Source organism: Photobacterium aquimaris (assembly GCF_002954455.1).
Taxonomy (GTDB): domain Bacteria; phylum Pseudomonadota; class Gammaproteobacteria; order Enterobacterales; family Vibrionaceae; genus Photobacterium; species Photobacterium aquimaris.
Map to the genome: position 1 here is coordinate 1,490,693 of NZ_MSCC01000001.1, position 24,844 is coordinate 1,515,536.

The window sequence follows — 24,844 nt, forward strand, 5'->3', positions numbered from 1 at the left end:
TCAAGAAATCTGTTTCTCTATCCTTTCGGTAGATCTCCACCTTATTATAGGTGTTTAAGAGATCCATGAATTTAATCCAATATTCTGATTCACTACTATCAGTGGTACCCGCACTACTGGCAGTTATTCTTGCAATTACTACCCGCCGTGTATTGTTATCCTTAGGCGCGGGCATTATTGCAGGATCAATCCTTCTAAATAATTACAACCCACTCGCAGCACTACAATATCTTTTACATCAAATTCTTGGCTTAGTTTGGGCTGATGGCGCTATCAACACCAGTAACGTTAACATGTTATTGTTTATGTTATTACTAGGAGGCTTGATTAGCTTAATGACCGCAACAGGTGCTACCAAAGCATTTGCTGAATGGGGTGTACGTCGTTGTAAAGATCGTCGCAGTGCCAATATCCTAACAGGTATGATGGTATTTGCTTTTTTTATTGATGACTTTTTCCACAGTTTGTCTGTAGGACCTATTTGTCGTCCAGTAACCGATCGTTTTCAAATTTCGCGTGCAAAACTAGCTTATTTGCTAGATTCAACCGCGGCACCTGTGTGTGTTATCACGCCTATTTCATCATGGGGTGCATATATTATTGCTATCCTTGGTGGCATTTTAGTGACCAATGACATTACAGAAACAAGCCCTATTTCATTGTTTGTACAGATGATTCCAATGAATCTCTATGCTGTATTTACTTTGTTGATGGTATTAGTGGTTATTACCTTCCAACTTGATATTGGTCCAATGCGTAAACACGAACAACGTGCACGTGAGGGTCAACTTTGGGATGAAGCAAAAGGTCATCCAAAAGGATTAGAAATCACCACTGAAGGTGAAGGTAATGGCACCATGATCGATATGGTGTTACCAATTCTAACCCTAACGGTTTCTAGCATTGTCTTTATGATCATCAGTGGTGCTGATGTGTTAGCCGCTAAAGGTCAAGCATTCAGCTTAATTGGTTCAATTGAACATACAGATGTCGGTTCATCATTAGTGTACGCCGCGCTATGTAGTCTGGCTGTATCTATTGTATTAGCATTACGCCTAAAGCTACCACTAAAAACATGGTTAACGGCTGCACCTCAAGGTGTTCAAGCGATGATGCCTGCAATTATCATTCTGTTATTTGCATGGACAATTGGTACTGTTGTAAGTGATATGGAAACAGGTCAATACTTAGCATCATTAACAAAGTATGGTTTGCCTGTTGCGCTACTACCTGCATTAGTGTTCTTACTATCATGTGGTATGTCTTTTGCGACCGGCACCAGCTGGGGTACATTTGGTATCATGTTGCCTCTCGCAGGTGATATGGCAATCGCGAGTGACGTTAACTTATTAATGCCTATGTTATCAGCGGTATTAGCAGGTTCAGTATTTGGTGATCACAGCTCGCCGATCTCAAGTACCAGTATTTTGTCAGCAACGGGCGCTGGTAGTCACCATATGGATCACGTAATGACTCAGTTACCGTATGCCGTAACCGTTGCCTTTGGTGCTTTCCTTGGCTACTTAGCAATGGGTCTTTCAGGCTCTACTATGATTGGTATCGCTGTAAGTTCAGTATGGTTCGTTGGTTGCTGTGTTTATCACGTTCGCCAAGATAAGAAACAGCAATTAGTCGCAGCTGTGAATTAAAAGCAACCGTTATAAAGAATAATCCCCGTTCGTTTTTGTGCTTATTTGATTTATTCTATAGCACGACGCAGCGGGGATTTTTTTGATCAGGAGATAAGCAATGGAATATTTACACACAATGGTACGTGTCAGTAATTTGAATGCCTCACTAGACTTTTACTGCCAACAATTAGGGCTCATTGAAACGCACCGAAAAGAAAGCGAACGTGGACGTTTCACTCTGGTCTTTTTAGCCGCGCCATCTCAAGCAGAAGCGGCTGCCCAGACTCAATCGCCACTGTTAGAATTAACCTATAATTGGGATACTGAAACTTATAGCGGTGGGCGTAACTTTGGCCACCTTGCATTTCGTGTTGATGATATTTATCGATTATGCCAACAGCTACAAGATAATGGTGTAACGATTAATCGCCCACCACGCGATGGTCACATGGCATTTGTTCGTTCACCGGATGGTATTTCAATTGAATTACTGCAAAAGGGTGAGCCATTATCCCCTGCTGAACCGTGGATTTCACAGCCTAATGTTGGCGAATGGTAAATTTAGACAATTGTGCGCCACAGGTTTATTTTGTATTCCTGTGGCATTCGCAATCTACAATTATAAAACAATGATCCCTAAATTACTCAGCAGTTGTTCTTGCTGCCAATCACTAATTTGAGCCCCCGCTAAAGAAACGCGGCGAACATCAACCTCATCTAAATCAACATGGCATAAATTAGTATCTTGAAATATTGCTTGTTGCCACTGTTCGCTTGAGAATTCTCCCCGACTTAAATCAGAACCTTTAAATGACACGCCAATTAAACTAGCTCCACGCCAACGGTTTTCAAATAACTCACACTTTTCAAGCATTACACTTTCTAAATTGGCATAGCTTAAATCACATCCAGAAATAAATGCCGAACAAAAAAAGCTACTTTGAGTTATATAATTAGCAAACGAGGCATAGTGAAAATCTGCGCCTTTAAGATTACATTGGCGTAATTCAATGCCAAAACATTGCGCATTTCTAAAATTTGCCATCGCGAGATTACAACCTTTAAAACTAGCATCTTTTAACTTTGCATAGGCAAAACTACAGCCTTCTGTGTCCCCTGCTTCAATAAAGTTACAATCAATAAAACACGCATCGGTTAAATTGGTACGAGAAAAATCACAGCAATAAAACTGACACTGTTCAAAGGTTGCTTCTGTTAAATCTTGATGCGTAAACACCTCGCCATCAAATTGTTTTTTTGTAACATGCATCAATCATTACTCTATATAAATAGTAAACCTTAGGCCTATATTAATAACAATAAACCATCAATTACCAGAAAAAACATTAGTTTGTTGATTGATTTTTAGCCTCATTTTAAAGCCTACACAAATGAACTGTAACCATGTTTTAAGCTATTCTTTTATTATAATCGCATGCTCGGTTTGAATTTTATATTCGTATTTCTATTACCATTTAAACCATCTTAAAATCGACATAAAAAATAGCCGCTATTATTGATAATTTATCAATAACAACGACTATTTTTCACTCACTCAATCAATCAAATAACAACCAAGCGTGATCGATTAATTTTTTACGTCACAATTTGAAACAGCGCCATTTGATTTATTAACATGATCAACAGTATAAACATTTTTTAAACTGCGGAAGACTTTGGCTGTATAAACATCATTATTTTCAATCGAAAATGTCACGTTATAATTCATACCAGCTACAACTTGTTGCGTAACATGTAAAACATTTTTTAACTGATGATCACCAGCAATCTCTTTTACAGCAGCTTGAGCAGCAGCCGTCACTTCAGGTGTAATTTCGCCTTGCTGCCAACCACCAGGAATAGCTTGAGTATAATCACACCCTGTTTGCATACTTGCCTCTTGCGTTGTTTTAACATCTTGTGCACTACACGCCACTAACGCTAATGAACCCAAAGCAACCACCAGAAGTTTCTTATTCATAACTTTTCCTATTTATAGTAGACGCGTTTATAACAACATAAAAACAGTGTTCATTGCAAGTTTAATTGCAGAAAATGAAAATATTCAAATTTATACGACGTATTTACGATACGATTGTTGATTGATATCTTCTATCTCAACACTAATCGCAATATCAGAATTAAACATAGCAGCAATATGGTGCAATAATACTTCAGAAAGCATATCTTTTTGTTGTTCACTGCGACCCGGTAAGATTCTTAACGTCACATGCACAAAAGGCTTCTCTGTAGTACCTGTACGATAAATATCATACGGAACCAGTCGAGTTTTAATATCTTCTTCTTCAAAAATACCTGAGCTAAAAATAGAAAAATGTGTGGTGGTCATTAACTCATTTAAATCAATTTGAGTTTCTAAATCCTTCGCATACTCGACGATACAATGCGGCATGTTGTTACTCCTAACTAAAATGCTATTATTATTTTTGACGTTAACACACAATAAATGTCATAACTGCTTAACATCGCTAATATTAGTTCACTAAATTAGGTTTTAATCGCTAATGTATCGTTCTGTGATCAATACCATTATTTAGTAAAATTGTTTGAGAAACGATAGAACTCATAATTTTAGTTATTCTTAAATGGATAATTTAAAAATAACTGATCGATCATTTCACCAAGCTTACTCTTATCAGTATTTAATTTAGCAAAGGTACGCAACCCTGCAATTTGAACCATAATAAAATCAGCAAGATCTTGCGCATTTTTACTTTTTTCCACCTCGCCCTGATGTTGAGCCTCTTCAATTAGAATAACAAACTGATCAGTTAACTCTCTAAGATGGGCTTTTGTAATATCAAGCAATGATTGTTGTTCGTTTGTTAATTCACTCAATGTTTTAGTTAACATACACATACTATTAGGTAAATTATCAGAGCGATGCAGACAACATCATTTTGAAAAATTTATTCTACATAGCATTTTTGGACAGCCAAAAGTTTTCGTTCTCAAAAATCACCCGATAAGATAAACAATTCCACAAGCAACAGAGTCTTTTATTGTAAAAATTACCGCTTATTTTTAATATTTTTGGTTAAATCAATCAGACTCCCATATTTCGCGATCACCAACACCCACAATTCTTACAGCTATTGCGGTATTTTGTGCTAATTATAAAAAGCCCTATCTAATTGGGATGTAACTGATGACTCGCCGACTTCCCTTTACACCAGAGCCCACCAGCATATTGCTTAAAGGCGCACATTCGAGACCATTTTCCGCTCACATTGGCATAACGTTCCATAAATTGTTTGCTATGCTCAAGCCAAGCATCCGGCGTTATTCCTAATTGTTGTAAAATCTTGGGTTGATTCGATGTTATAACACCATGTTTATCATTGCGAATACAACGACCTGTCCAGTCAATCAGTTCGAGATAATCTGCAAAGGCAAAGTTTATTCCGGCCGTTTTCGCTTGATGTTCAGCACCCACAAAAGGTAATAATCGAAAATTCGCTTTATTTAATGATGATTGTCTAGCGGTGGTTTTCAGTTGCTTATATTCACGAATGCGCTGTTGAATCGAGGTAAAATCTGATTGCTCTAATGACTGTGTAACACCTGCCCGAATCGGATTTAAATCAACGTACATCATACAAGATAATAACGCTTGTTCATCCAATAAAGCTTGAGACTTAAACCGTCCTTCCCAAAACGCGCCTTTACATTGGTCTTCTTTATTGGCTTTTCGTGCTATTTCCTCATTAAGACAAAGCATAAACCAACTGATACTGCCTAATCGTTGCTGCCATTCCGTCACTAAATTCGATAACGCTTGCTGTTTATCTGTACCTACTTGTCCTTCTTTTAAGAAATCGACAGCAATAGGATGACCATTAAATAGCTGCAACCAGCGCGATATTACCGCTTTCGGAGTTAACTTCTGTTGCTGCTCAGTATCTATTTTCAGTACCAAATGATAATGGTTACTCATCACCGCATAAGCACACACATCAATACAAAATACAGCGGCTAGTTGCTTGATTTTATTTACTATCCAACCGCGACGGTGATGATAATTTTTGCCGTTATATGGATCGTCACCACATAAATACGCACGCCGTACGCAGCGGTTAATAACATGATAAAAAGGCGTGATTTGAGGTTCGATCAATTTACGTCTTGAGATTGTCATTGGTTTCACCATAAGCAACTTGAAGCTTAAGTGTAGTTACTCATGGTTGATGTGCAAGGTTATGGCTGTCCTGAGAAGAAAGGAAAGATAGTGATCTATATATGTAAAAATAAAAGTCCTCCTCGCCACGGTCTGCTGAGCTTATTAAAAAGCAATTAAACAATCTTTACGCCGGTTGCCATTAAACGTTCAGGGGTTAACAATACACTCTCAGATTCATCATCTGTTTCAGCACATAACAACATGCACTCTGAGGTTTCACCACGCATCTTAGCTTTGGCTAAATTACACAGTACTACCACTTGCTTACCTAGCAGTTGTTCCTCAGTGTAATAAGGTACTAAGCTGGTCACTGTTTGTAGCTTAATCTCGCCGACTTCAATTTGAACAATATACAGTTTATCGGCATTTTCATGACGAACAACATCAATAATTTTACCTACACGAATATCTAATTTAGCGAAGTCTGCGTATGAAATGGTATCCATGGGTTCTCCTTATATAGTTAATAGTGGCGATAAGCACACAAAATTGTTAACGTTTACATTAACAATTAAATATTGATTTACAAAGAATATCATTTCAAATTAGTTAGCTCTATCACACAGTTAAATTGCGTTATTTACACAACCGTAGTTTAATAGCTCTAACAGTAATAGAGGTGATTATGGCAACAATCAAAGATGTGGCGAAGCTCGCCGATGTATCTGTCGCAACCGTATCAAGAGTGATTAACAAATCGCCTAAAGCCAGTGAAGCAGCCATTACCGCGGTAACACAAGCAATGCAAGCACTTGGCTATCGTCCTAATGCTAATGCTCGTGCTTTAGTCAGCCAATCGACCAACACTATCGGTGTATTAGTCGGTGATGTATCAGATCCTTTCTTTGGCGCAATGATCAAGTCGATCGACAATATCGCCCGCCAGCATGGCAAGCATTTATTAATTGGTAATGGTTATCATAATGCTGATAGTGAGCGCGAAGTGATTGAACTGTTGATCAATAATCGTTGTGATACATTAATTATTCATAGCAAAAATTTATCCAATGCTGAATTGATTGCTTTTGCAAAAGAAGTACCTGGTATGGTGCTTATTAACCGTTTTATTGCTGAAATTGCCGATCGTTGTATTGCCCTTGATAACCATCGAGGATCATATTTAGCAACTGAGCTATTGATTAAAAACGGCCACCAGCATATAGGCTATATTTGCTCTAACCATGATATTGAAGATACTGCACAACGCAAACAAGGCTATCTAGATGCATTACACGCTCATAACTTAACGGCACCACAAAGTTATATTGAGTATGGTTCACCTGATGAAGATGGTGGTGAGCTTGCAATGACAAACCTGCTGGCGAAGGCGATTCCTATCACTGCGATTGCTGCTTATAATGATTATATGGCGGCTGGCTGTTTGTGTGTACTTGAAGGAAATGGACTTACTGTTCCTAATCAAATGTCATTAATTGGGTTTGATGATGGGTTAATTGCGAAGTATCTGCATCCGAAACTGACAACAGTACGTTATCCAATTCAAATAATGGCAGAGCAAGCAACTCAACTGGCGTTTCAATTAGCAACAGCTGCCAAACAACCAACATCTATTGAAGCACTTGATTCTACGATTACCCATACGTTTGTACCTACGTTAGTGAAACGATTATCGGTAGCAGAACCACGTTAATAAAATGTTATTAAACTGGGCCGTAAGTTACAGCGTCACTTACGACCCAGTCTAACGATGAGCATTAGAAGGTAAACACTTTATCAGCAGCGAGTGTCCACTCTGCTAAATCATCCAATGTAGCAATAACAACATCTTCAATTAAAGGTAATGTTGTTAATCCACGTGCAGCGCAGCAAGTTTTACATAATTTAACTTCGCCACCTTGAGCTAATATGATCTCGACCATTTGTTGAATATCATAACCTTCTACGGGTGCTTGTTTTGCTAAAGCACAAGTGACAGCATCAGACATTAAAAAGATTTTCATTGCTACTGGTTGTGTTTCTTGCTCGTTAAGCTTGATAGCTAAACGTAGTGCATTAAATGGTCGTTCAGATCCATAAGGAGCATCATTAATTATCATTAGTATGGTTTGCATTATTTTGTTACTCGCGATGATATTTCAGTCCCTGTTTTACCATAAAACCGATTATCGATAGCCATTAATGCAGGTAAACCACACCTAATGTCTATTTTTTATTCTCTAACGGTATTTTTTATAATTTTAAACTGTTAACTGCTGCAATTATTTGGCACATTAACGCCCCTAACGAGTAATTGTATGTTAAATGCATTTGCCATAACCTAACCGTCATTTACAGTGAGCATTCAATGAGCCATCGTCTTCAACTAACTTCTGCCCCATCGGTGCTATTTTTGTTTGGCCTATCGGGTGCTGGCAAGTCATTTGTTGGGGATATAATAGGCGCGCACAATGAGTGGTTTGTTTATCATGCTGATGACGATCTTACCGATGAAATGCGTCAGGTAATTGCAGCTAAACAACCGTTCACAGAAGATATGCGCGATCAATTTTTCTGCCGTATTGTTGATAAAATTAACCATTACCGCACTATTTATCCACGTTTGGTGATTACTCAAGGTGCATACAAGAAAAAGCATCGTGACTATATTCGTCAGCATATTGATGATATTGACATGATCTATGTCACCACCTCAGATAAGTTAATTCATCAACGTTTAGAATATCGCCTTAATGGTATCTCTAATGCCAGCGCTGAAGCGATCAAACACATTTTTGAAGTGCCTGATGATAGTGTCAAAAAACTGCATAACATCGATGGTATCGAAGAGATTATTCAACAACTTAATGGTTTTTATAATAACTAACTGCCAATGAAAACGCCCGCAGCGTTAACAAATTAGACTGCGGGCGGAATAACAATACTTTTGAGACCATTAATAACTAACGGAATCGATAACTGGTTAAATGGTGATAATGCTCATTAGGACGCAATACCGGATTATTATCATGCCACTCAGGGTGGTTAGGTGAATCAGGTAGAAACTGCGTTTCCAATGCCAATCCACTGTAGTTAGCATATTCACCACCAGCTCGGTTTGGACACCCTGCTAAAAAGTTCCCAGTATACAACTGTATTGCCGGTTTAGTGGTTAATACATCCATTGTTAATGAATCATCTGCCACTGTTACGGTTGCACAAGCTGTTGTTGCTCGACGTACATCTGACCTTAGTATAAATGAGTGATCATACCCATGTGCTTGTTGTTGATCGTTATCAGCTAACCAATCTTGATTAATCATTTTTGGCTGACGGAAATCAAAACTTGTCGCCTCTACCGTATTCCAGCCACCTAACGGGATCCCATATTGATCTGTTGGTAAATAATGATCGGCATTGATCGTCAGTTGATGTGATAAACAATCATTATCGCCATCAGCTCCAAGCAAATTAAAATAGCCATGGTTGGTTAAATTGACCACTGTCGGTTTATCTGTTTCTGCACTGTAACGGATGGTTAATTCATTGTTTTCCAAGAGTGTATAGGTAACAACAACACGTAAATTACCAGGAAACCCCATGTCGCCATCTGCTGATACCAAACTAAATTGTACTTCTGTTGCATTCAACTGTTGCATTTGCCAACGGCGGTGATTAAAACCATTGTCACCGCCATGTAAACAATTGCCATTTTGGTTAGTCGATAGTTGGTAATCTTGGCCGTCTAGGCTAAATTTACCTGCTGCAATACGGTTAGCATAACGACCAACCGTTGCCCCTAAATAAGCTTGCTGCTGATAAAAGTTGTGTAGAGTACTTACCCCTAGCAACACCTCTCTAAGCGCTGGTTGCTGATTAACCGTTACAGGTACACAACAACTCAACCATGTAGCACCAATATCCATCAGAGTTACTGACATACCCTGCTGGTTAACTAATGTAATCAACTTGGCAGGTAGCCCATCTGCGGCCATATCAGTTGTCATCGATTGATGTAACGCTATTGCATGTTGAGGTAAGTTATCTAACATATTCGATCACCTTGTAAATTATGCAACAGCCATAACGTTTTCACTCATAACACCCGCACCCGCCATGGCTTTACACACATAAATCGTCGCTTGTAAGCCCGTTGCAGCATGGTATTTAGCATTCACTTCAGCGGTAATCGCATCAACAAATGTAGGTGGTACTAAAGCCACAATACAACCACCAAAACCACCACCTGTCATACGTACACCGCCGTGATCACCGATAACGCCTTTAACCATTTCAACTAAAGTATCAATCTCAGGTACGGTAATTTCAAAATCATCCCGCATTGATGCATGCGACTGTGCCATCAATTGCGCCATTAACGTCATATCACTATTCGCTAATGCAATCGCCGCTTGTTCAGTACGTGCATTTTCAGTAATAACGTGACGTGCACGCTTTGCCACCATTGGCGCTAATTCTGCTTCACGTTCAGTAAACATAGCTAGCGTTACATCACGCAATGCTGGCACACCAAAAAAATCAGCCGCTTGTTCACATTGAGCACGACGGGTATTGTATTCACTATCAACCAAACCACGCTTCTTATTGGAGTTAATGATCACCACCGCCATATCTTCGGGCATTGCAACAGCCTTAGTTTCTAGCGAGCGACAATCAATAAGAAGAGCGTGGTTTTTCTCACCTTCAGCAGAGATTAACTGATCCATAATGCCGCAGTTACAACCAACAAACTGGTTTTCAGCTTGCTGACCATTTAGCGCTATTTCTTGTTGGCTGATGTTAAGCTCAAATAGCGCCTTAAACGTTTGGCCAATCACCACTTCAAGTGCTGCTGATGAACTTAAACCTGCGCCTTGTGGTACGTTGCCACTAATAACAATATCCGCGCCACCCAATACATAACCACGATCTAATAAGCACTTGATTACACCACGAACATAGTTAACCCACATGCACTGCTGATCAAATTCAAGTGGCTGAGTGATATCAAATTGATTAACTTCATTGGCGTAGTCAACCGCGACCACACGTACAATATTATCGTTACGACGAGCTGCGGCAACAATCGCTTGATAATCAATTGCACAAGGAAGCACAAAGCCATCATTATAGTCAGTGTGCTCACCAATAAGGTTGACGCGACCAGGAGCTTGAACAATATGACTTGCGCTGTAGCCTAATACTGATGAAAAAACAGCTGAAACATTATCAATAAGGTGTTGAGTACGATTTGTTGTCATTATTTTTACCTACTATTACCAAAAATTATCAAGAAACAATGTCATTCATTAACGCAGCTAGCGCTTAATCTAAATAGTGCACATCACTGACCGCACGTAGCTTTTCTGCTGCCTGTTCTGCGGTTAAATCACGTTGGCTCTCAGCCAACATCTCATAACCTACCATGAATTTTTTCACAGAAGCTGAGCGTAATAATGGCGGATAAAATAGCGCATGCAGCTGCCAGTGATCGGTTGAAGTTTCACTAAAATCACGATCAGATTCAAAGAAAGGTGCGTAATGCCAGCCCATTGAATAAGGGAATGAACACTTAAATAAATTATCGTAACGGCTAGTCAGTTTTTTAATCGCTAACGCTAAATCATCACGCTGAGCTTCGGTTAATTCATCCATACGTCGAATATGAACTTTCGGCAATAACATGGTTTCAAACGGCCATGCTGCCCAATAAGGAACCACCGCCAACCAATGCTCTGTTTCCACAACGGTACGTGAGCCATCAGCTAATTCACTATTAACATAATCAACTAATAAGTTAGTCCCATGCTGTGAGTAATATTCGCGTAATAAGGTATCTTTGCGACTAATTTCATTGGGTAAAAAGCTATTAGCCCAAATTTGACCATGAGGATGTGGTTGCGAACATCCCATCACTGAGCCTTTATTTTCAAACGCTTGTACCCAAACGTAATCTTTCCCTAACTCTTCAATCTGCTCATTCCAGGTATCAACCACTTTACGGATCGCTGGCACTGAAAGCTGCGGCAATGTTTTGCTATGGTTTGGCGAGAAACAAATCACGCGACTTAAACCACGTGCACTTTGGCAACGAAAGAGTGGATTACTATTTTCAGGCGCAGACGGTGTATTTGCAGTTAACGCAGCATGATCGTTGCTAAAAACATAAGTACCTGTGTAATCCGGGTTTTTATCTCCTGAAACACGGGTATTGGTTGGGCATAAGAAACAAGAATCATCATAAGCCACATTTGATTCCGGTTGTGGTTGCTCATCAGCACCTTGCCACGGACGTTTAGCACGATGAGGAGAAACTAATATCCACTGCCCTGTTAGTGGATTATAACGACGGTGAGGATGGTCAATCGGATCAAAAAATTGAGACATAATAATTTCGCTGTTAGATTCTGTAATGCTAAAAAGTCTAAAGCGATTTTAAATTAACTTCCGTGATCAATGACACGTTATGTAAACGTTTCCACAGAAATCATCATTCGTGAAAACCATCACAGGATAAGATCAACCTTATTGGTAATTTATGGCATATAATTCAATTATTTTACGGTCACAACCGTGTAAATATGAATGAAATGATAAAAATTTGTCAAACAGGTGCTGATTTATTCGAGTTTTTTACTAAAAATGGATAATATCATTCTATAAAATATAACAACACATCCCTCAAACACACAGCAAACGTTACTTAGGTTGCAGGGATTGCCGGAGGAAAGATGGCAACATTAAAACAAATCGCAACCAAAGCGGGCGTATCATTAGCAACAGTTTCTCGTGTTTTAAACGATGATCCTAGCCTTAGCGTAAAGGATGAAACTAAACGAAAAATATTTGAGATTGCAGAGCAACTGGAATATACAACCAGCCAATCTCGAAAAACGGCTAAAAGACACACACTTCATTTCCTCGCTTTATATAATTATAAACAAGATGTTGAAGTTGACGATCCATACTATCTTGCAATTCGCCATGGTATTGATACTCAATGCGATAAATTGGGCATTAAACTAACAAATATCTACGAATGTAACCTTGCTGCAGCCCCTAAAGCGATTGATGGTGTATTAATCATCGGCCAAGTCAGTGAAGACAATCTTATTGCAATACGTGCCCTATCAAATAACACTGTTTATGTTGATTACACCGATCACAACCTTGATATTGATTGTATTGATATTGATTTGGAGCGACTCAGTAAAGAGGTAATTAACCATTTTACTCAACAAGGCTATCAACGAATTGGGTTTATTGGCGGTCAAGATAACCCAGATAAATACGATATTCGTGAGCTAACCTTTACTGAATATGGAAAATTAAAAGGTGTTGTCTCAGATGAAGACATTTATCGCGGTGATTTTAGTAGTCAATCGGGCTATTCATTAGCCAAACAAATGCTTACAACCAATCATCCTAACGCGTTATTCGTCGCATCTGATTCGATTGCTATTGGTGTATTACGTGCAATACATGAAAGTGGACTCAATATTCCTGATGATATTTCATTAATCAGCGTTAATGATATACCAACCGCAAAGTTTACTTATCCACCATTATCAACTTTTAGAATTCACTCAGAGTTAATGGGTTCTCAAGGGGTTAATTTATTATTAGAGCGCAGTCGCGATGGCAGAACAATTCCATTACGTGTATTTGTACCAAGCCAATTAATTTTACGCAGCACCACAAAAAAACAAATAACACATTGATAATAAATAACAAAACGACATCCTTGATGTCGTTTTTTTGTTTAAAATATCAACTACAGCCTAAAATAGGAGCAAGATCACTCAAATAAACGCCAATGATTGTTTTTTTGTAGCCCATCTCACAAAGCTCAAAACAGAATGTGACCAAGTTAATACTAAAAAGTTTTACCTGTTTTTTTTAGTAAAACTTTACTTAATAATGACTCCAGATAATTAAAACATGTCTCGGAGGCATCGTGAATAACTGGGAAAACATTAACTTACTTAGCGAAAATAGACTGGCACCTCGTGCATATTTTTTCTCTTACAACGCATTAAATAAAGCACAACGCTTTCAGCGTGATTTAAGTCAGCATTTTATGTTGCTAAGTGGCCAGTGGACATTTAATTTCTTTACTCATCCATTGCTCGTTCCTGAAGAGTTCTATAACCAAGAGATGAATGATTGGACCACAATCCAAGTGCCAAACATGTGGCAAATGGAAGGTCATGGTAACTTACAGTACACCGACGAAGGTTTTCCATTCCCAATTGATGTACCTTTCGTACCATCAAATAATCCAACAGGCGCATATCAACGTACCTTTTTCTTAAGCGATAGTTGGACTGAAAAACAAACCATCATTAAATTCGATGGTGTTGAAACTTATTTTGAAGTTTATGTTAACGGTCATTATGTTGGTTTTAGCAAAGGTAGCCGCTTAACTGCTGAGTTTGATATTTCAGCGTTTGCTAATCCTGGTAAAAACTTACTCTCTGTACGTGTGATGCAATGGGCTGATTCAACCTATATCGAAGATCAAGATATGTGGTGGATGGCGGGCATTTTCCGTGATGTTTACTTAGTCGGTAAAGAGCCTGTTCACGTACGTGATTTTACTGTACGTACTGATTTTGATGATGATTACCAAGCAGCTACTTTGAGCTGTAAAGTTGATTTAGAAAACCTCAGCGACACTGTTGTTAGTGATTACAGCCTTGATTATGCGCTCTACGACGGCCATGTTTTAGTTGAAAATGGAAACGTTTCCAAACTAGCTATTGCAACGACAACCCATACTGATTTTGCAATCAAAATGGCAAATCCAATTCATTGGACGGCTGAAAATCCACATTTATACCACCTGTTTTTAACGTTACGCGATGCAGACGGTATTGTGGTTGAAGTTATTCCACAACGAGTTGGCTTCCGCGATATTAAAGTGCGCAATGGTCTATTTGAAATAAACGGTCAATACGTCATGCTCCACGGTGTTAACCGTCACGATAACGATCATCTTAACAGTCGTGCTGTTGGTATGGATCGTGTCGAGAAAGACATCGTATTGATGAAACAACACAATATTAACGCAGTACGTACAGCACACTACCCTAACGATCCACGTTTTTACGAACTGTGTGATCAGTATGGTTTATTTGTAATGGCTGAAACGGATGTTGAAACTCACGGTTTCGCTAACGTTGGCAATCTCAGCATGATCACTGATGATCCTGCATGGAAGCAAGTATTTGTTGAACGTATTGAACGTCATATTCACGCTCAAAAGAACCACCCTTCTATTATTATGTGGTCACTGGGTAACGAATCTGGCTACGGCTGTAATATTCGTTCAATGTATGCAGCAACCAAAGCGATTGATGATACCCGTCTGGTTCATTATGAAGAAGATCGTGATGCAGAAGTGGTTGATATCATTAGTACTATGTACTCTCGTGCTCAAATGATGAATGAGTTTGGTGAGTTCCCACACGCTAAACCACGAATTATTTGTGAATATGCTCACGCAATGGGTAATGGGCCCGGTGGTCTAACAGAATACCAAAACGTATTCTACAAGCATGACCATATTCAGGGTCACTTTGTTTGGGAATGGTGTGATCATGGCATTTATGAGCAAGATGAAAATGGCCGTGATGTCTACAAATACGGTGGTGACTACAGCGATTACCCTAATAACTATAACTTCTGCATGGATGGTTTGATCTATCCTGATCAAACACCTGGCCCTGGTTTACGTGAATATAAACAAGTTATTTGTCCGATAAAAATCGCAGTTAAAGATCACACCAAAGGCATCATTACTGTTACTAACAAATATTGGTTCTCTAATTTAGATGATGTGGTGTTTGATATTACAGTACGTGCTGAAGGTGATACATTAGACTTTAATCAAATTACGCTTACCGATCTTGCTGCAGGTGAATCTCGTGATATTGAACTCGCTCTGCCTGTGATGGATCACCGTGAAACGTTTGTAAATATATCCATTCGTAAGAAATCACGCACAGCTTACAGTGATGCCAACCATGAATTGGGGATTTTCCAATACCAAGCAAAACCAAATACTGCCCATGCCGACCTGTTTGAAAATAACAATGCTATGCCGCTTACTGTTATTGAAAATCGTCTTGATTGGGAAATTAGTGGTTATGACTTTACGATGCGCTTCTCTAAGGTCGATGGCAAGCTGACCTCATGGCTACGTCAAAATAATGAATTGATTGCGTCATCTCCTGCAATGAGTTTCTTCAAGCCAATGATTGATAACCATAAGCAAGAATATGAAGGCTTATGGCACCCAGCTCATCTTCAAATTATGCAAGAGCATTTCCGTAGCATCGATGTAGAACACGTTGCCGGTAAGGTCATTGTTACCACCAACAGTATTGTTGCACCACCAGTATTAGATTTTGGTATGCGTTGCCAATACCGTTTTGAAATTTGTCCTCAAGGGCAAGTTAACATGACCTTAAGTGGCAACAAATATGGTGATTACCCACATGTGATCCCTGCTATCGGCTTAGATTTAGGCATTAATAACCAATTTGACCAAGTTGAATATTACGGTCGAGGCCCAGAAGAAAACTATCAAGATAGCCGTCAAAGCAACATTATTGATATCTACAACACCACCGTTAGCAATATGTTTGAGAACTACCCGTTCCCACAAAATAATGGCAACCGTCAGCATGTGCGCTGGGCGAGCTTAACGAATCGTCATGGTGTGGGTTTATTGGTTAAACCAGAGCAAGAAATTAATTTCAGCGCATGGCATTACACCAATCAACATATTCATCAGGCACAACACATTAATGAGCTAGAACCAAGTGGTTACATTACAGTCAATCTTGATCATCAAGTTATGGGCTTAGGTTCTAACTCATGGGGATCAGAGGTTCTTGATTCATACCGTGTTTACTTTAATGACTTCAGCTACCAAGTGAGCTTAGTGCCTTTTAGTAAGGCGGATTGTGATAGCCGTTATTTGGCAAGTCAAACATTTACTACAACACGTATCGGCGGAGATAAATAATGATTACTTTAGCATCACTGGATCAATTCAAAAGCCTGTACCGTGATGGTCGTAAATGGAACCGTTGTGTCGAAGCGATTGAAAACATAGGTAATATTCAACCAAATGTGTTTCATTCTGTAGGAGACTCACTGGCTTACCGAGTTCAGCATGGACCATCCAAAGCAGATGAACAATTTGTTGGCCATCGTCGCTATTTTGATGTGCACTACTACCTTGCCGGCAGTGAAACCATTGAATGTGCTGATAAAAGCGCTCTGACACAAGCTCAGCCATATAGCGATGAAACCGATCGTGAATACTTTACAGGCACAGGACAACCGCATCGGATAGAAGCAGGTCAAATGGTGATCTTTGAAAATCACCAAGCACACCGCTTCAGTGCTGCAGACAACCTTGAGAAAGTTGTTTTACGTGTCACGATTGAGGACGGCTACTTCCTTAATAAATAACTAAACACAACCGCCAGTTAGTAATAACTGGCGGTTATGCAATAAAAGTAGTAACACAAAAGAAACAACAAAAGAAACAACAAAAGTATAAAAACAATAACCTATGATTAAGCTCATTCGCTCAATACATAGAAACCCTACACTACTAAACGTGATCCATCGGAGATTCTCATGTCTGAATCAAAACGTAATACCATAGGGAAATTTGGTCTACTATCGATGACCTTTGCTGCGGTATACAGTTTCAATAACGTCATTAATAACAATATTGAAATTGGCTTATCCTCTACCCCTATGTTCTTTATTGCTACTTTGCTCTACTTCATTCCTTTTTGTTTAATTATTGCAGAGTTTGTTTCCCTCAATAAGAACTCTGAAGCTGGCGTTTATGCATGGGTTAAAAGCTCTCTTGGTGGACGTTGGGCTTTTCTAGCCGCATACACGTATTGGTTTGTTAACTTATTCTTCTTCACCTCATTACTACCGCGTGTTATTGCTTATGCCTCTTATGCTTTCCTAGGTTATGAATATATATTTACGCCGACGACGACCACCATATTAAGTATTATTCTGTTTGCCGGTGCGACATATGTATCAACCAATGGCGCTAAAATGTTAGGTCCGATTACCTCGGTAACATCATCATTTATGTTAGTGCTGACATTGTCTTATATCATCTTAGCAGGCGCTGCAGTTGTTGGCGGAATTGAACCCGCAGATCCGATTACTGTAGAAGCATTAACACCACAAATTAACTGGGCCTTCTTTGGTGTCACTGCCTGGATATTCATGGCAGCCGGTGGTGCAGAATCAGTGTCCGTTTACGTTAACGATATTAAAGGCGGCCATAAAGCGTTTGTAAGAGTAATTATTTTTGCGGGTATTTTCATTGGTGGCTTATATTGTGTTTCATCGGTGCTAATGAATGTGTTTGTTGAACGTGAAGCATTGAAGTTTACTGGTGGTTCAGTACAAGTGTTTGAAGGTTTAGCACGTCATTACGGCCTATCTGAAATCATGATGAACCGTTTCGTTGGCGTAGTGTCATTTACGGCAATGCTTGGCTCACTACTGATGTGGACAGCAACACCAGTTAAGATCTTTTTCTCTGAAATTCCTGCCGGTATTTTTGGTGAAAAAACCGTCAAGCTCAATAAAAATGGCGTTCCAGCACGTGCAGCATGGGCACAATTCTTTATTGTTATTCCACTACTAATCGTTCCAATGTTAGGTTCAGATTCAGTCCAAGAACTAATGAGTACTGTGATTAACATGACAGCAGCAGCATCAATGTTACCACCACTGTTTATTATGATTGCTTACTTAAACCTACGTCTAAAGTTGGATCACCTACCACGTGATTTTAAAATGGGCTCACGCACAACGGGGATTGTGATGGTATCAATACTAATAGGTATTTTTAGTATCGGTTTCTTAGCATCAACCTTCCCGACAGGGGCTGATATTATGACTATTATCTTCTATAACGTTGGTGGTATTGTAATATTCCTTGGCTACGCATGGTGGAAATACAACCGCTATGAGCGTCAGTTGGCAGCAGAACAACCAACCTTAGCAACAGCAACTAACGACTAACACTGCTAAGTTTTAGTTTTACCAAGGCCTTGAGTTCTCCCTCAAGGCTTTTTATATATTCGCCGCAGCACAACCAAACCGTTACATTATGTGCACAAAACTTCACACGTCACCTTAACTTTATGAGTTAAATAGCATATAATCTATCTATATGTAACCGAACTTAATATAGATATTATGCGAAAAACGCTGGTGATAAGTTTACTCTTCACTCTACTATTACTTACATTCACTGTGATAGGCGCACTGACTAACAACCAACAAAATAATGATGAAACAATCAATAAAATAAAAATAGCTCAGCGCCAACAACAATTACTGCTACAACGCCATATTACTCAGCAAATAGACCATACGATAATCCAATTAAATCAATTAAATACTTATTTACGCCAGCAACGTTGGTTATCAATACTGACTCCTATCCAACGTAGGGATTTTATTCAATTCTCCAATAACATATTGGAAAATAATTCAAATATTCATAGCATTACTCTGATTGATTATAAAAATAGCCAACGCCTAAAAATCATTACAACCACTAAACCTAAAAGTCTTGTATTAGATAATCAAAGTGTTATGTCTACCTCTGAATTAAACAATATTGATCATGCGTTTTCACTACCATCAAACAAAACCTATATTAGTGCCCCATCCCTTAAATTTAACCACATTGCATATTATCAACACATTACAATCAATAATCACCAATGGGTTATTAAAATTGAGCAAAAAAAAACACTAACATCATTTTTAAATAAGAATTCACTAGAACAACAAGTTTGGATTATCGATAATAAAGGCAACACCTTAATGAATATCGATAATAATAAGGTTTCTATTTCTAATAATGTGCAAAATTTTAAAAATGACCATTTTTCATTATTAAAAAAAATACAAAGCTATAATCATAATCAATTATTTAAAAATAATAAACTTTACACTTACTCGCCTCTCTTTATACCAATGCCATTAAAATCAAACATTGACTTTAGATTTGGTAATCTATCACCATGGGTATTAATTTCAGAAGTTAAACTAACAAATAACAGTAGTGTCACTACATATATTCAGCAATCATTTAATAAAAACTTCATCTTGTTTATGATAATAACGCTTAGTGTGATGCTAACTCTTCGGTATATTAAAAAACAAAATAATGAAATTCTTCGCATTAATAATGTTAGAAGTACAACTATCCATCGTTATTATTCTTTAATAGAGAATACTGATTCTGGTATTATCGTAATCAATAAAAAACATAAAATAACAGCAATAAACTCAGCAGCCATCACGATTTTAGAATTAAAAAATGATGTTCATTATGAAAATATAATTTCACACATATCAACTATTAATACAAAAACAGATATCATAAGATTATTAAAAAGTATTGATAGACTTGGTTTTAACGATAAGAAAAAAATACAATTAAAAATAAACACTCCTCCATTTAAACATCTAGAGATAATAGCGACAAAAATTAATAATAACGATGACTATATCATGTTACATATCATAGATGTCACCTCTTGGGTCAAACGTGAACAAAAATTAAAAGGATTATCGCGCGCAGTAGAACAAAGCGAAGAAGCCGTTATTATCACTGATAAATTTGGCTTTATTGAATATGTAAATAGCTCATATGAAAAGAGTACTGGTGAAGAATCAAATAATATCATTGGATTAAACAGTAAAACCATTTTCAAACGTTATATAAATGACAATGAAAAAATAGATGATATACAATCAAAATTAAACCAAGGACAAACTATTCAACGCATTATTTCCCAAAAAAACGCAGACAATACTATTCATTATCTGGATAATACAATATCACCAATTCGTGATGAAAATCATCGCATAAGTAACTATATATCAACCAGTAAAGATATTACTGAACGTATAAATTATGAGAATCGTTTACACTATCTTGCTCACTATGATCAATTAACAACGCTACCAAATAGAGCTATGTTTATTACAGAAGTGAATAATAAAATATTAGAGGCTAAAAAAAATCAATCACAAATATCAGTACTAATTATTGAAATTGACCTTTTCAAAAAGTTACATGATTCATTAGGTAATGATAATATAGAAAATATTTTAGTAATTATATCAAAACGAATTCGTTCAAACCTAAGAGATATAAATCTACTTTCTCGATTAAATAACAATCAATTCGGTGTAATTTCTCAATCAGCTCAACAAAAGAAGAGTATCAATCACTTAGTAACAAGGCTACTTAATAATATTCAGGCTCCCATTAGTTACGATAGTAAACTTATTTCAATATCTGCGAGTATTGGTATTTCTTTTCAAACGAATACAGTCATAACTGCAGAACAAATTCTTAAAAATGCAAATATCGCATTAAGTTCTGCGAGAGATAAAACAAAAAATCAATACTGCTATTTCAACCCTGAGATGGAAACAGAAACGGCTCATAAATTAGAATTAGAATCTGAATTACGAAAATCGATTAATACTGATCGCTATGAGTTTTACTATCAACCAAAAGTATTAGCACACTCACATACATTAACAGGTGTTGAAGCATTATTACGTTGGCGCGATAAGGATGGCCACTATCAAGCCCCAGTTGATATTATTCCTTTACTTGAGTCATCTGGTCTCATCCTTGAAGCGGGGGCATTTTTGATTGAACAAGCCTGCTATCAACTTCAGCAATGGCTACAACAAGGGCTTACTATTAGTATGGCGATCAACATTTCTACAAAGCAATTACTGGAGTCAGACCTTACGACAATTTTAACTAATGCGATAAACAAAACAGGTTGTAACCCGGCCTATTTAGAGATTGAAATAACAGAAAGTGTATTAATGACAGATATTGAATTAGCCTATCAAAAATTAATCCAACTAAAAAAAATTGGCATTAAAATCGCTATCGATGATTTTGGTACTGGCTACTCTTCACTCGCTTATCTTAGTCGCTTCCCTATTAACATTCTCAAAATCGACCGCGAGTTTGTAAAAGAGTTACCTTATAATAGAGATAGCATTACTATCATTGAAGCTATTATTAATCTTGCCCATAACCTTGGTTTAACAGTTGTCGCTGAAGGTGTTGAAAATATAGAACAAATCCACTTTCTTGAAAGTATTGGCGTCGAAGAATTCCAAGGGTATTACTTCAATAAACCATTATCTCATTATCATTTCAATCGTCAGTATTTGCCCCAGCAACAACAAATACCAGATAACATTGTATAATAGGTTCTCTTATTCAACGTTGTAGCTTATTATTAATCTTATACGCCATTTTATTGTTAACTATAAGTGGATGATTTTTGATTACTGAGTAGGACGTCACAATGAGTTTTAGTGATCACTTAGATAACTTTATTAAGCAACGGGAACAATTTGGTCAACAACCAAATAGAATGCAAAAGCGCAATACTTATGTTGTTGTGGATGCAACTGATCAAAGCAAAGCACGTGAAGCAATGGCAAAAGAACAAGAACAAGCCACATTGCGCGCAGAACAAGAAACAAAACAATACCATCAACGTATTCGTGGACGTTGTGTACTTCCAAGTGAAGCACAAGCACAGCAACAACGCCAAGATAACTCTCGCCCAGCAGATCCCGATCGTATTGCATACATCCAACAACTTAAAAAAGACCTAAAGCTAAAAAAATACGCTGCTGAGTAATTTTTTCGCACACAAAAACAAATCTTATTGCTCACGATATTGTTTAAGCATTATATCGTTTCAACTTCATATCCTTAATAGTAACGATACCTTATATCGTTATTATTAGGGCTATTCCCACTGTTTTTTAATAACTCTTTTTTACCATCAATTATAAACTGCTAAAAATAATGTTCAGTTATCATTCTCACTCAATGAGATAACATCTCATAAGCAACATGTTATCTCACAACTTCTTTATCGTAATTCAACCCTATATGTTTTCTAAAATAGGTACTCATAATAAAATATTTACGCACATTTAATGGCTAATAATTGCAAAAAAAGCCTTAAAACACTATTCTGAACAGTGTGTAATAATTTTTTTCGTTATTTTTATAATTTTTTTTCAACGGCCAATTTATCGTATAATCCCCTCCAACCATCATTCTCAAATTATGAGAATTAATACTTTTTTTTATATTACATTCTCGGCAACTAAATTTTCATTTTAACCTTTGTATTACAGCCTCTAAATAAAAGAAATGCTGTACCCTATAGTAAAAAAAGACCGAAAATAAAATATAACACTATGATTATTAAAAACTAACAGCCACAAGAGAAGTAAAAAAAAACTCCTGAATAATATTTATATCCCCAATAAATATTAAAACAACAAACGCACCAAAAGCTAACAATTAACATCAAAAAAACAACAACAAACCATATAAAAAAACGACTACTTAATAATATCTAAATAGATAAGTCCTAAAAACGAGAAGTGGCTAACACAGTAATACAATGATGGCAATATGGTAAGAATGTCTTTTTGGAGTTAAAATTAGCACCAAAGAAGTAAAAAAGAAGATTTTAAATGAACACAACAATTCATGTTAATGAGCTCGAATCATTGCTCATCGCAATAATCGTGCTTTTTCTTGGCTACTTTATTAATACTAAAGTCAAGATCTTAAGAAAGTATAATATTCCAGAGCCAATTGTTGGCGGACTTGTCATTGCTTTTATTATTACATTTTTCCATTTTCAAGGTTTTGACATTAGTTTCAAATTAAGTATGCAAGACACGTTAATGCAAATGTTTTTTGCCACCGTCGGCCTTGCCGCTAGCTATAAACTGCTAATGAAAGGCGGTTCACGCGTTTTTCTATTTTTAGGCATTGCAACAGTATTTATTATTATTCAAGATGCTGTTGGTGTGGGAATGAGTAAGGCATTAGGCTTAGATCCGTTACTTGGACTTATTGTCGGTTCGATCACACTTTCAGGCGGTCACGGTACTGGTGCAGCTTGGTCACAAACTTTTGCTACCGATTATGGCCTCAACACCTTAGAACTATCGATGGCGGCAGCAACATTTGGTCTGATCATGGGGGGTATTATCGGTGGCCCAATTGCACAGCGATTAATCAACAAACATAAGTTAAAATCTGATTTCGGTGAAAGTGGTAACCACCACATTGAACACCCTGATTTAATCACTTACAGCGATCGTGAAGAAGATCGTATAACGTCTAAAAACACCATTGAAGTATTATTTATTTTATTGGTTTGTGTTGCTGGTGCAGCACACTTTAAAGACTTTATCGATGGTCTTGGTATCAGCGCATTACGTATTCCTGAATTCGTGTATGCCTTATTTATTGGTGTGTTTATAACTAATGTCTGCGAAGGCACTAAGTGTTATAAGATCAATAAAGAAACCGTTGATGCGCTTGGCACGATATCCTTATCACTATTCTTAGCAATGGCACTGATGAGCTTGCACCTGTGGGAGCTAATGGACTTGGCAATGCCAATGTTGATTATTCTTGCAGTTCAAACCCTTGTATTAGGTTTATTTACCTACTTTGTTACTTTCCGAGTTATGGGTGGTAACTATGACGCCGCAATCATTGCCGGTGGTCATTGTGGTTTTGGTATGGGTGCAACACCTACTGCTGTAATGAATATGGGTTCATTAGTGTCACGTAATGGTCCATCACCACAAGCCTTTATGGTTGTACCTATCGTTGGTGCTTTCTTTATTGACATCACTAACCTGCTTGTACTACAAGGTTATATTAGTTTTCTTGGTCACTAACCACTAAAACAACTAACCTTTCAATAAAGGGGTAAGATAGATAACGTTACGATAAAAGTAACGCTCTATCTTGCCCCTTTTTGTTTTTATACACTCATTTCCTCACTAATTATCTATTTATATTGGCTGTTCTTTGCTGTTTTGTAACAAGGAATGTCTGACCAATATCTTATTTTTTCGATGTTGTTACACTCCGCGCTCTTTCTAAAGTTTGACTTTAGTCATTACA

The 24,844-nt window shown here is 37.6% G+C and carries 21 protein-coding genes; 11 read left to right on the forward strand and 10 right to left on the reverse strand.

Annotated features, from left to right (window positions below):
* Window positions 1–65 precede the first annotated feature (65 nt).
* Together BTN98_RS06650 and BTN98_RS06655 are read left to right on the forward strand one after the other, a co-directional pair.
* The gene (locus tag BTN98_RS06650) at window positions 66–1,649 is read left to right on the forward strand and encodes a Na+/H+ antiporter NhaC family protein (RefSeq protein ID WP_060997479.1); all 1,584 of its coding nucleotides are present in this window, start codon (window positions 66–68) and stop codon (window positions 1,647–1,649) included.
* A 100-nt stretch (window positions 1,650–1,749) separates the two neighbouring features.
* Complete coding sequence (locus tag BTN98_RS06655) at window positions 1,750–2,190, forward strand: VOC family protein (protein ID WP_060997478.1); 441 nt, start codon at window positions 1,750–1,752, stop codon at window positions 2,188–2,190.
* 60 nt (window positions 2,191–2,250) lie between these two features.
* On the opposite strand, the gene BTN98_RS06660 is transcribed toward BTN98_RS06655, so the two are convergent.
* The 6 genes from BTN98_RS06660 to BTN98_RS06685 all read right to left on the reverse strand — a co-directional run bounded on the left by BTN98_RS06660 (window position 2,251) and on the right by BTN98_RS06685 (window position 6,278).
* Window positions 2,251–2,901, reverse strand: a complete 651-nt coding sequence (locus BTN98_RS06660) for a Qnr family pentapeptide repeat protein (protein ID WP_060997477.1) — start codon at window positions 2,899–2,901, stop codon at window positions 2,251–2,253.
* A gap of 318 nt (window positions 2,902–3,219) precedes the next feature.
* A complete protein-coding gene (locus BTN98_RS06665; RefSeq protein ID WP_060997476.1) occupies window positions 3,220–3,612 on the reverse strand; it encodes a cystatin domain-containing protein in 393 nt (130 codons plus the stop codon).
* Between the two features lie 90 nt (window positions 3,613–3,702).
* Window positions 3,703–4,044 carry a 5-carboxymethyl-2-hydroxymuconate Delta-isomerase gene (locus BTN98_RS06670; RefSeq protein ID WP_060997475.1) on the reverse strand — a complete coding sequence of 114 codons (342 nt, stop codon included), beginning with the start codon at window positions 4,042–4,044 and terminating at the stop codon, window positions 3,703–3,705.
* 179 nt (window positions 4,045–4,223) lie between these two features.
* Complete coding sequence (locus BTN98_RS06675; RefSeq protein WP_060997474.1) at window positions 4,224–4,505, reverse strand: TetR family transcriptional regulator C-terminal domain-containing protein; 282 nt, start codon at window positions 4,503–4,505, stop codon at window positions 4,224–4,226.
* Between the two features lie 277 nt (window positions 4,506–4,782).
* Window positions 4,783–5,790, reverse strand: coding sequence for a transposase (locus tag BTN98_RS06680; RefSeq protein ID WP_060997473.1), 1,008 nt, complete (start codon window positions 5,788–5,790; stop codon window positions 4,783–4,785).
* Between the two features lie 155 nt (window positions 5,791–5,945).
* Window positions 5,946–6,278, reverse strand: coding sequence for a tRNA-binding protein (locus BTN98_RS06685; RefSeq protein WP_060997472.1), 333 nt, complete (start codon window positions 6,276–6,278; stop codon window positions 5,946–5,948).
* 179 nt (window positions 6,279–6,457) lie between these two features.
* On the opposite strand from BTN98_RS06685, the gene BTN98_RS06690 reads away from it, so the two are divergent.
* Window positions 6,458–7,483, forward strand: coding sequence for a substrate-binding domain-containing protein (locus BTN98_RS06690; protein ID WP_060997471.1), 1,026 nt, complete (start codon window positions 6,458–6,460; stop codon window positions 7,481–7,483).
* A gap of 64 nt (window positions 7,484–7,547) precedes the next feature.
* On the opposite strand, the gene BTN98_RS06695 is transcribed toward BTN98_RS06690, so the two are convergent.
* Window positions 7,548–7,904, reverse strand: coding sequence for a DsrE/DsrF/TusD sulfur relay family protein (locus BTN98_RS06695; RefSeq protein WP_060997470.1), 357 nt, complete (start codon window positions 7,902–7,904; stop codon window positions 7,548–7,550).
* 233 nt (window positions 7,905–8,137) lie between these two features.
* On the opposite strand from BTN98_RS06695, the gene BTN98_RS06700 reads away from it, so the two are divergent.
* Window positions 8,138–8,656, forward strand: coding sequence for a hypothetical protein (locus tag BTN98_RS06700; protein WP_060997469.1), 519 nt, complete (start codon window positions 8,138–8,140; stop codon window positions 8,654–8,656).
* Window positions 8,657–8,732: 76 nt separating this feature from the next.
* On the opposite strand, the gene galM is transcribed toward BTN98_RS06700, so the two are convergent.
* The 3 genes from galM to BTN98_RS06715 all read right to left on the reverse strand — a co-directional run bounded on the left by galM (window position 8,733) and on the right by BTN98_RS06715 (window position 12,156).
* A complete protein-coding gene (galM, locus tag BTN98_RS06705; RefSeq protein WP_060997468.1) occupies window positions 8,733–9,821 on the reverse strand; it encodes a galactose-1-epimerase in 1,089 nt (362 codons plus the stop codon).
* Between the two features lie 18 nt (window positions 9,822–9,839).
* Window positions 9,840–11,030 carry a galactokinase gene (gene galK / locus BTN98_RS06710; RefSeq protein ID WP_060997467.1) on the reverse strand — a complete coding sequence of 397 codons (1,191 nt, stop codon included), beginning with the start codon at window positions 11,028–11,030 and terminating at the stop codon, window positions 9,840–9,842.
* Window positions 11,031–11,094: 64 nt separating this feature from the next.
* The gene (locus BTN98_RS06715; RefSeq protein WP_060997466.1) at window positions 11,095–12,156 is read right to left on the reverse strand and encodes a UDP-glucose--hexose-1-phosphate uridylyltransferase; all 1,062 of its coding nucleotides are present in this window, start codon (window positions 12,154–12,156) and stop codon (window positions 11,095–11,097) included.
* Between the two features lie 344 nt (window positions 12,157–12,500).
* Here BTN98_RS06715 and ebgR point away from each other — a divergent pair, with 344 nt between their 5' ends.
* The 7 genes from ebgR (at window position 12,501) to gltS (ending at window position 24,615) form a co-directional block, all read left to right on the forward strand.
* A complete protein-coding gene (ebgR, locus tag BTN98_RS06720) occupies window positions 12,501–13,490 on the forward strand; it encodes a transcriptional regulator EbgR (protein ID WP_060997465.1) in 990 nt (329 codons plus the stop codon).
* A gap of 236 nt (window positions 13,491–13,726) precedes the next feature.
* Window positions 13,727–16,804, forward strand: a complete 3,078-nt coding sequence (ebgA, locus tag BTN98_RS06725; protein ID WP_060997464.1) for a beta-galactosidase subunit alpha — start codon at window positions 13,727–13,729, stop codon at window positions 16,802–16,804.
* Window positions 16,804–17,256 carry a beta-galactosidase subunit beta gene (locus tag BTN98_RS06730; protein ID WP_060997463.1) on the forward strand — a complete coding sequence of 151 codons (453 nt, stop codon included), beginning with the start codon at window positions 16,804–16,806 and terminating at the stop codon, window positions 17,254–17,256. The genes ebgA and BTN98_RS06730 overlap by 1 nt, the downstream gene beginning before the upstream one ends.
* A gap of 171 nt (window positions 17,257–17,427) precedes the next feature.
* A complete protein-coding gene (locus BTN98_RS06735; RefSeq protein WP_060997462.1) occupies window positions 17,428–18,852 on the forward strand; it encodes an amino acid permease in 1,425 nt (474 codons plus the stop codon).
* A gap of 177 nt (window positions 18,853–19,029) precedes the next feature.
* Window positions 19,030–22,092: an EAL domain-containing protein gene (locus BTN98_RS06740; protein WP_060997461.1), complete on the forward strand. Its 3,063-nt coding sequence runs from the start codon at window positions 19,030–19,032 to the stop codon at window positions 22,090–22,092.
* Between the two features lie 101 nt (window positions 22,093–22,193).
* Window positions 22,194–22,535 (forward strand): hypothetical protein, encoded by a 342-nt coding sequence (locus BTN98_RS06745; protein WP_060997460.1) that lies wholly within the window; start codon window positions 22,194–22,196, stop codon window positions 22,533–22,535.
* 853 nt (window positions 22,536–23,388) lie between these two features.
* The gene (gltS, locus tag BTN98_RS06750) at window positions 23,389–24,615 is read left to right on the forward strand and encodes a sodium/glutamate symporter (RefSeq protein ID WP_060997459.1); all 1,227 of its coding nucleotides are present in this window, start codon (window positions 23,389–23,391) and stop codon (window positions 24,613–24,615) included.
* Window positions 24,616–24,844 lie beyond the last annotated feature (229 nt).

Coding starts and splice junctions, on each gene's coding strand:
- BTN98_RS06650 (WP_060997479.1), top strand. CDS start 66: ATGAATTTAATCCAATATTCTGATTCACTACTATCAGTGGTACCCGCA.
- BTN98_RS06655 (WP_060997478.1), top strand. CDS start 1,750: ATGGAATATTTACACACAATGGTACGTGTCAGTAATTTGAATGCCTCA.
- BTN98_RS06660 (WP_060997477.1), bottom strand. CDS start 2,901: ATGCATGTTACAAAAAAACAATTTGATGGCGAGGTGTTTACGCATCAA.
- BTN98_RS06665 (WP_060997476.1), bottom strand. CDS start 3,612: ATGAATAAGAAACTTCTGGTGGTTGCTTTGGGTTCATTAGCGTTAGTG.
- BTN98_RS06670 (WP_060997475.1), bottom strand. CDS start 4,044: ATGCCGCATTGTATCGTCGAGTATGCGAAGGATTTAGAAACTCAAATT.
- BTN98_RS06675 (WP_060997474.1), bottom strand. CDS start 4,505: ATGTTAACTAAAACATTGAGTGAATTAACAAACGAACAACAATCATTG.
- BTN98_RS06680 (WP_060997473.1), bottom strand. CDS start 5,790: ATGACAATCTCAAGACGTAAATTGATCGAACCTCAAATCACGCCTTTT.
- BTN98_RS06685 (WP_060997472.1), bottom strand. CDS start 6,278: ATGGATACCATTTCATACGCAGACTTCGCTAAATTAGATATTCGTGTA.
- BTN98_RS06690 (WP_060997471.1), top strand. CDS start 6,458: ATGGCAACAATCAAAGATGTGGCGAAGCTCGCCGATGTATCTGTCGCA.
- BTN98_RS06695 (WP_060997470.1), bottom strand. CDS start 7,904: ATGCAAACCATACTAATGATAATTAATGATGCTCCTTATGGATCTGAA.
- BTN98_RS06700 (WP_060997469.1), top strand. CDS start 8,138: ATGAGCCATCGTCTTCAACTAACTTCTGCCCCATCGGTGCTATTTTTG.
- galM (WP_060997468.1), bottom strand. CDS start 9,821: ATGTTAGATAACTTACCTCAACATGCAATAGCGTTACATCAATCGATG.
- galK (WP_060997467.1), bottom strand. CDS start 11,030: ATGACAACAAATCGTACTCAACACCTTATTGATAATGTTTCAGCTGTT.
- BTN98_RS06715 (WP_060997466.1), bottom strand. CDS start 12,156: ATGTCTCAATTTTTTGATCCGATTGACCATCCTCACCGTCGTTATAAT.
- ebgR (WP_060997465.1), top strand. CDS start 12,501: ATGGCAACATTAAAACAAATCGCAACCAAAGCGGGCGTATCATTAGCA.
- BTN98_RS06730 (WP_060997463.1), top strand. CDS start 16,804: ATGATTACTTTAGCATCACTGGATCAATTCAAAAGCCTGTACCGTGAT.
- BTN98_RS06735 (WP_060997462.1), top strand. CDS start 17,428: ATGTCTGAATCAAAACGTAATACCATAGGGAAATTTGGTCTACTATCG.
- BTN98_RS06740 (WP_060997461.1), top strand. CDS start 19,030: ATGCGAAAAACGCTGGTGATAAGTTTACTCTTCACTCTACTATTACTT.
- BTN98_RS06745 (WP_060997460.1), top strand. CDS start 22,194: ATGAGTTTTAGTGATCACTTAGATAACTTTATTAAGCAACGGGAACAA.
- gltS (WP_060997459.1), top strand. CDS start 23,389: ATGAACACAACAATTCATGTTAATGAGCTCGAATCATTGCTCATCGCA.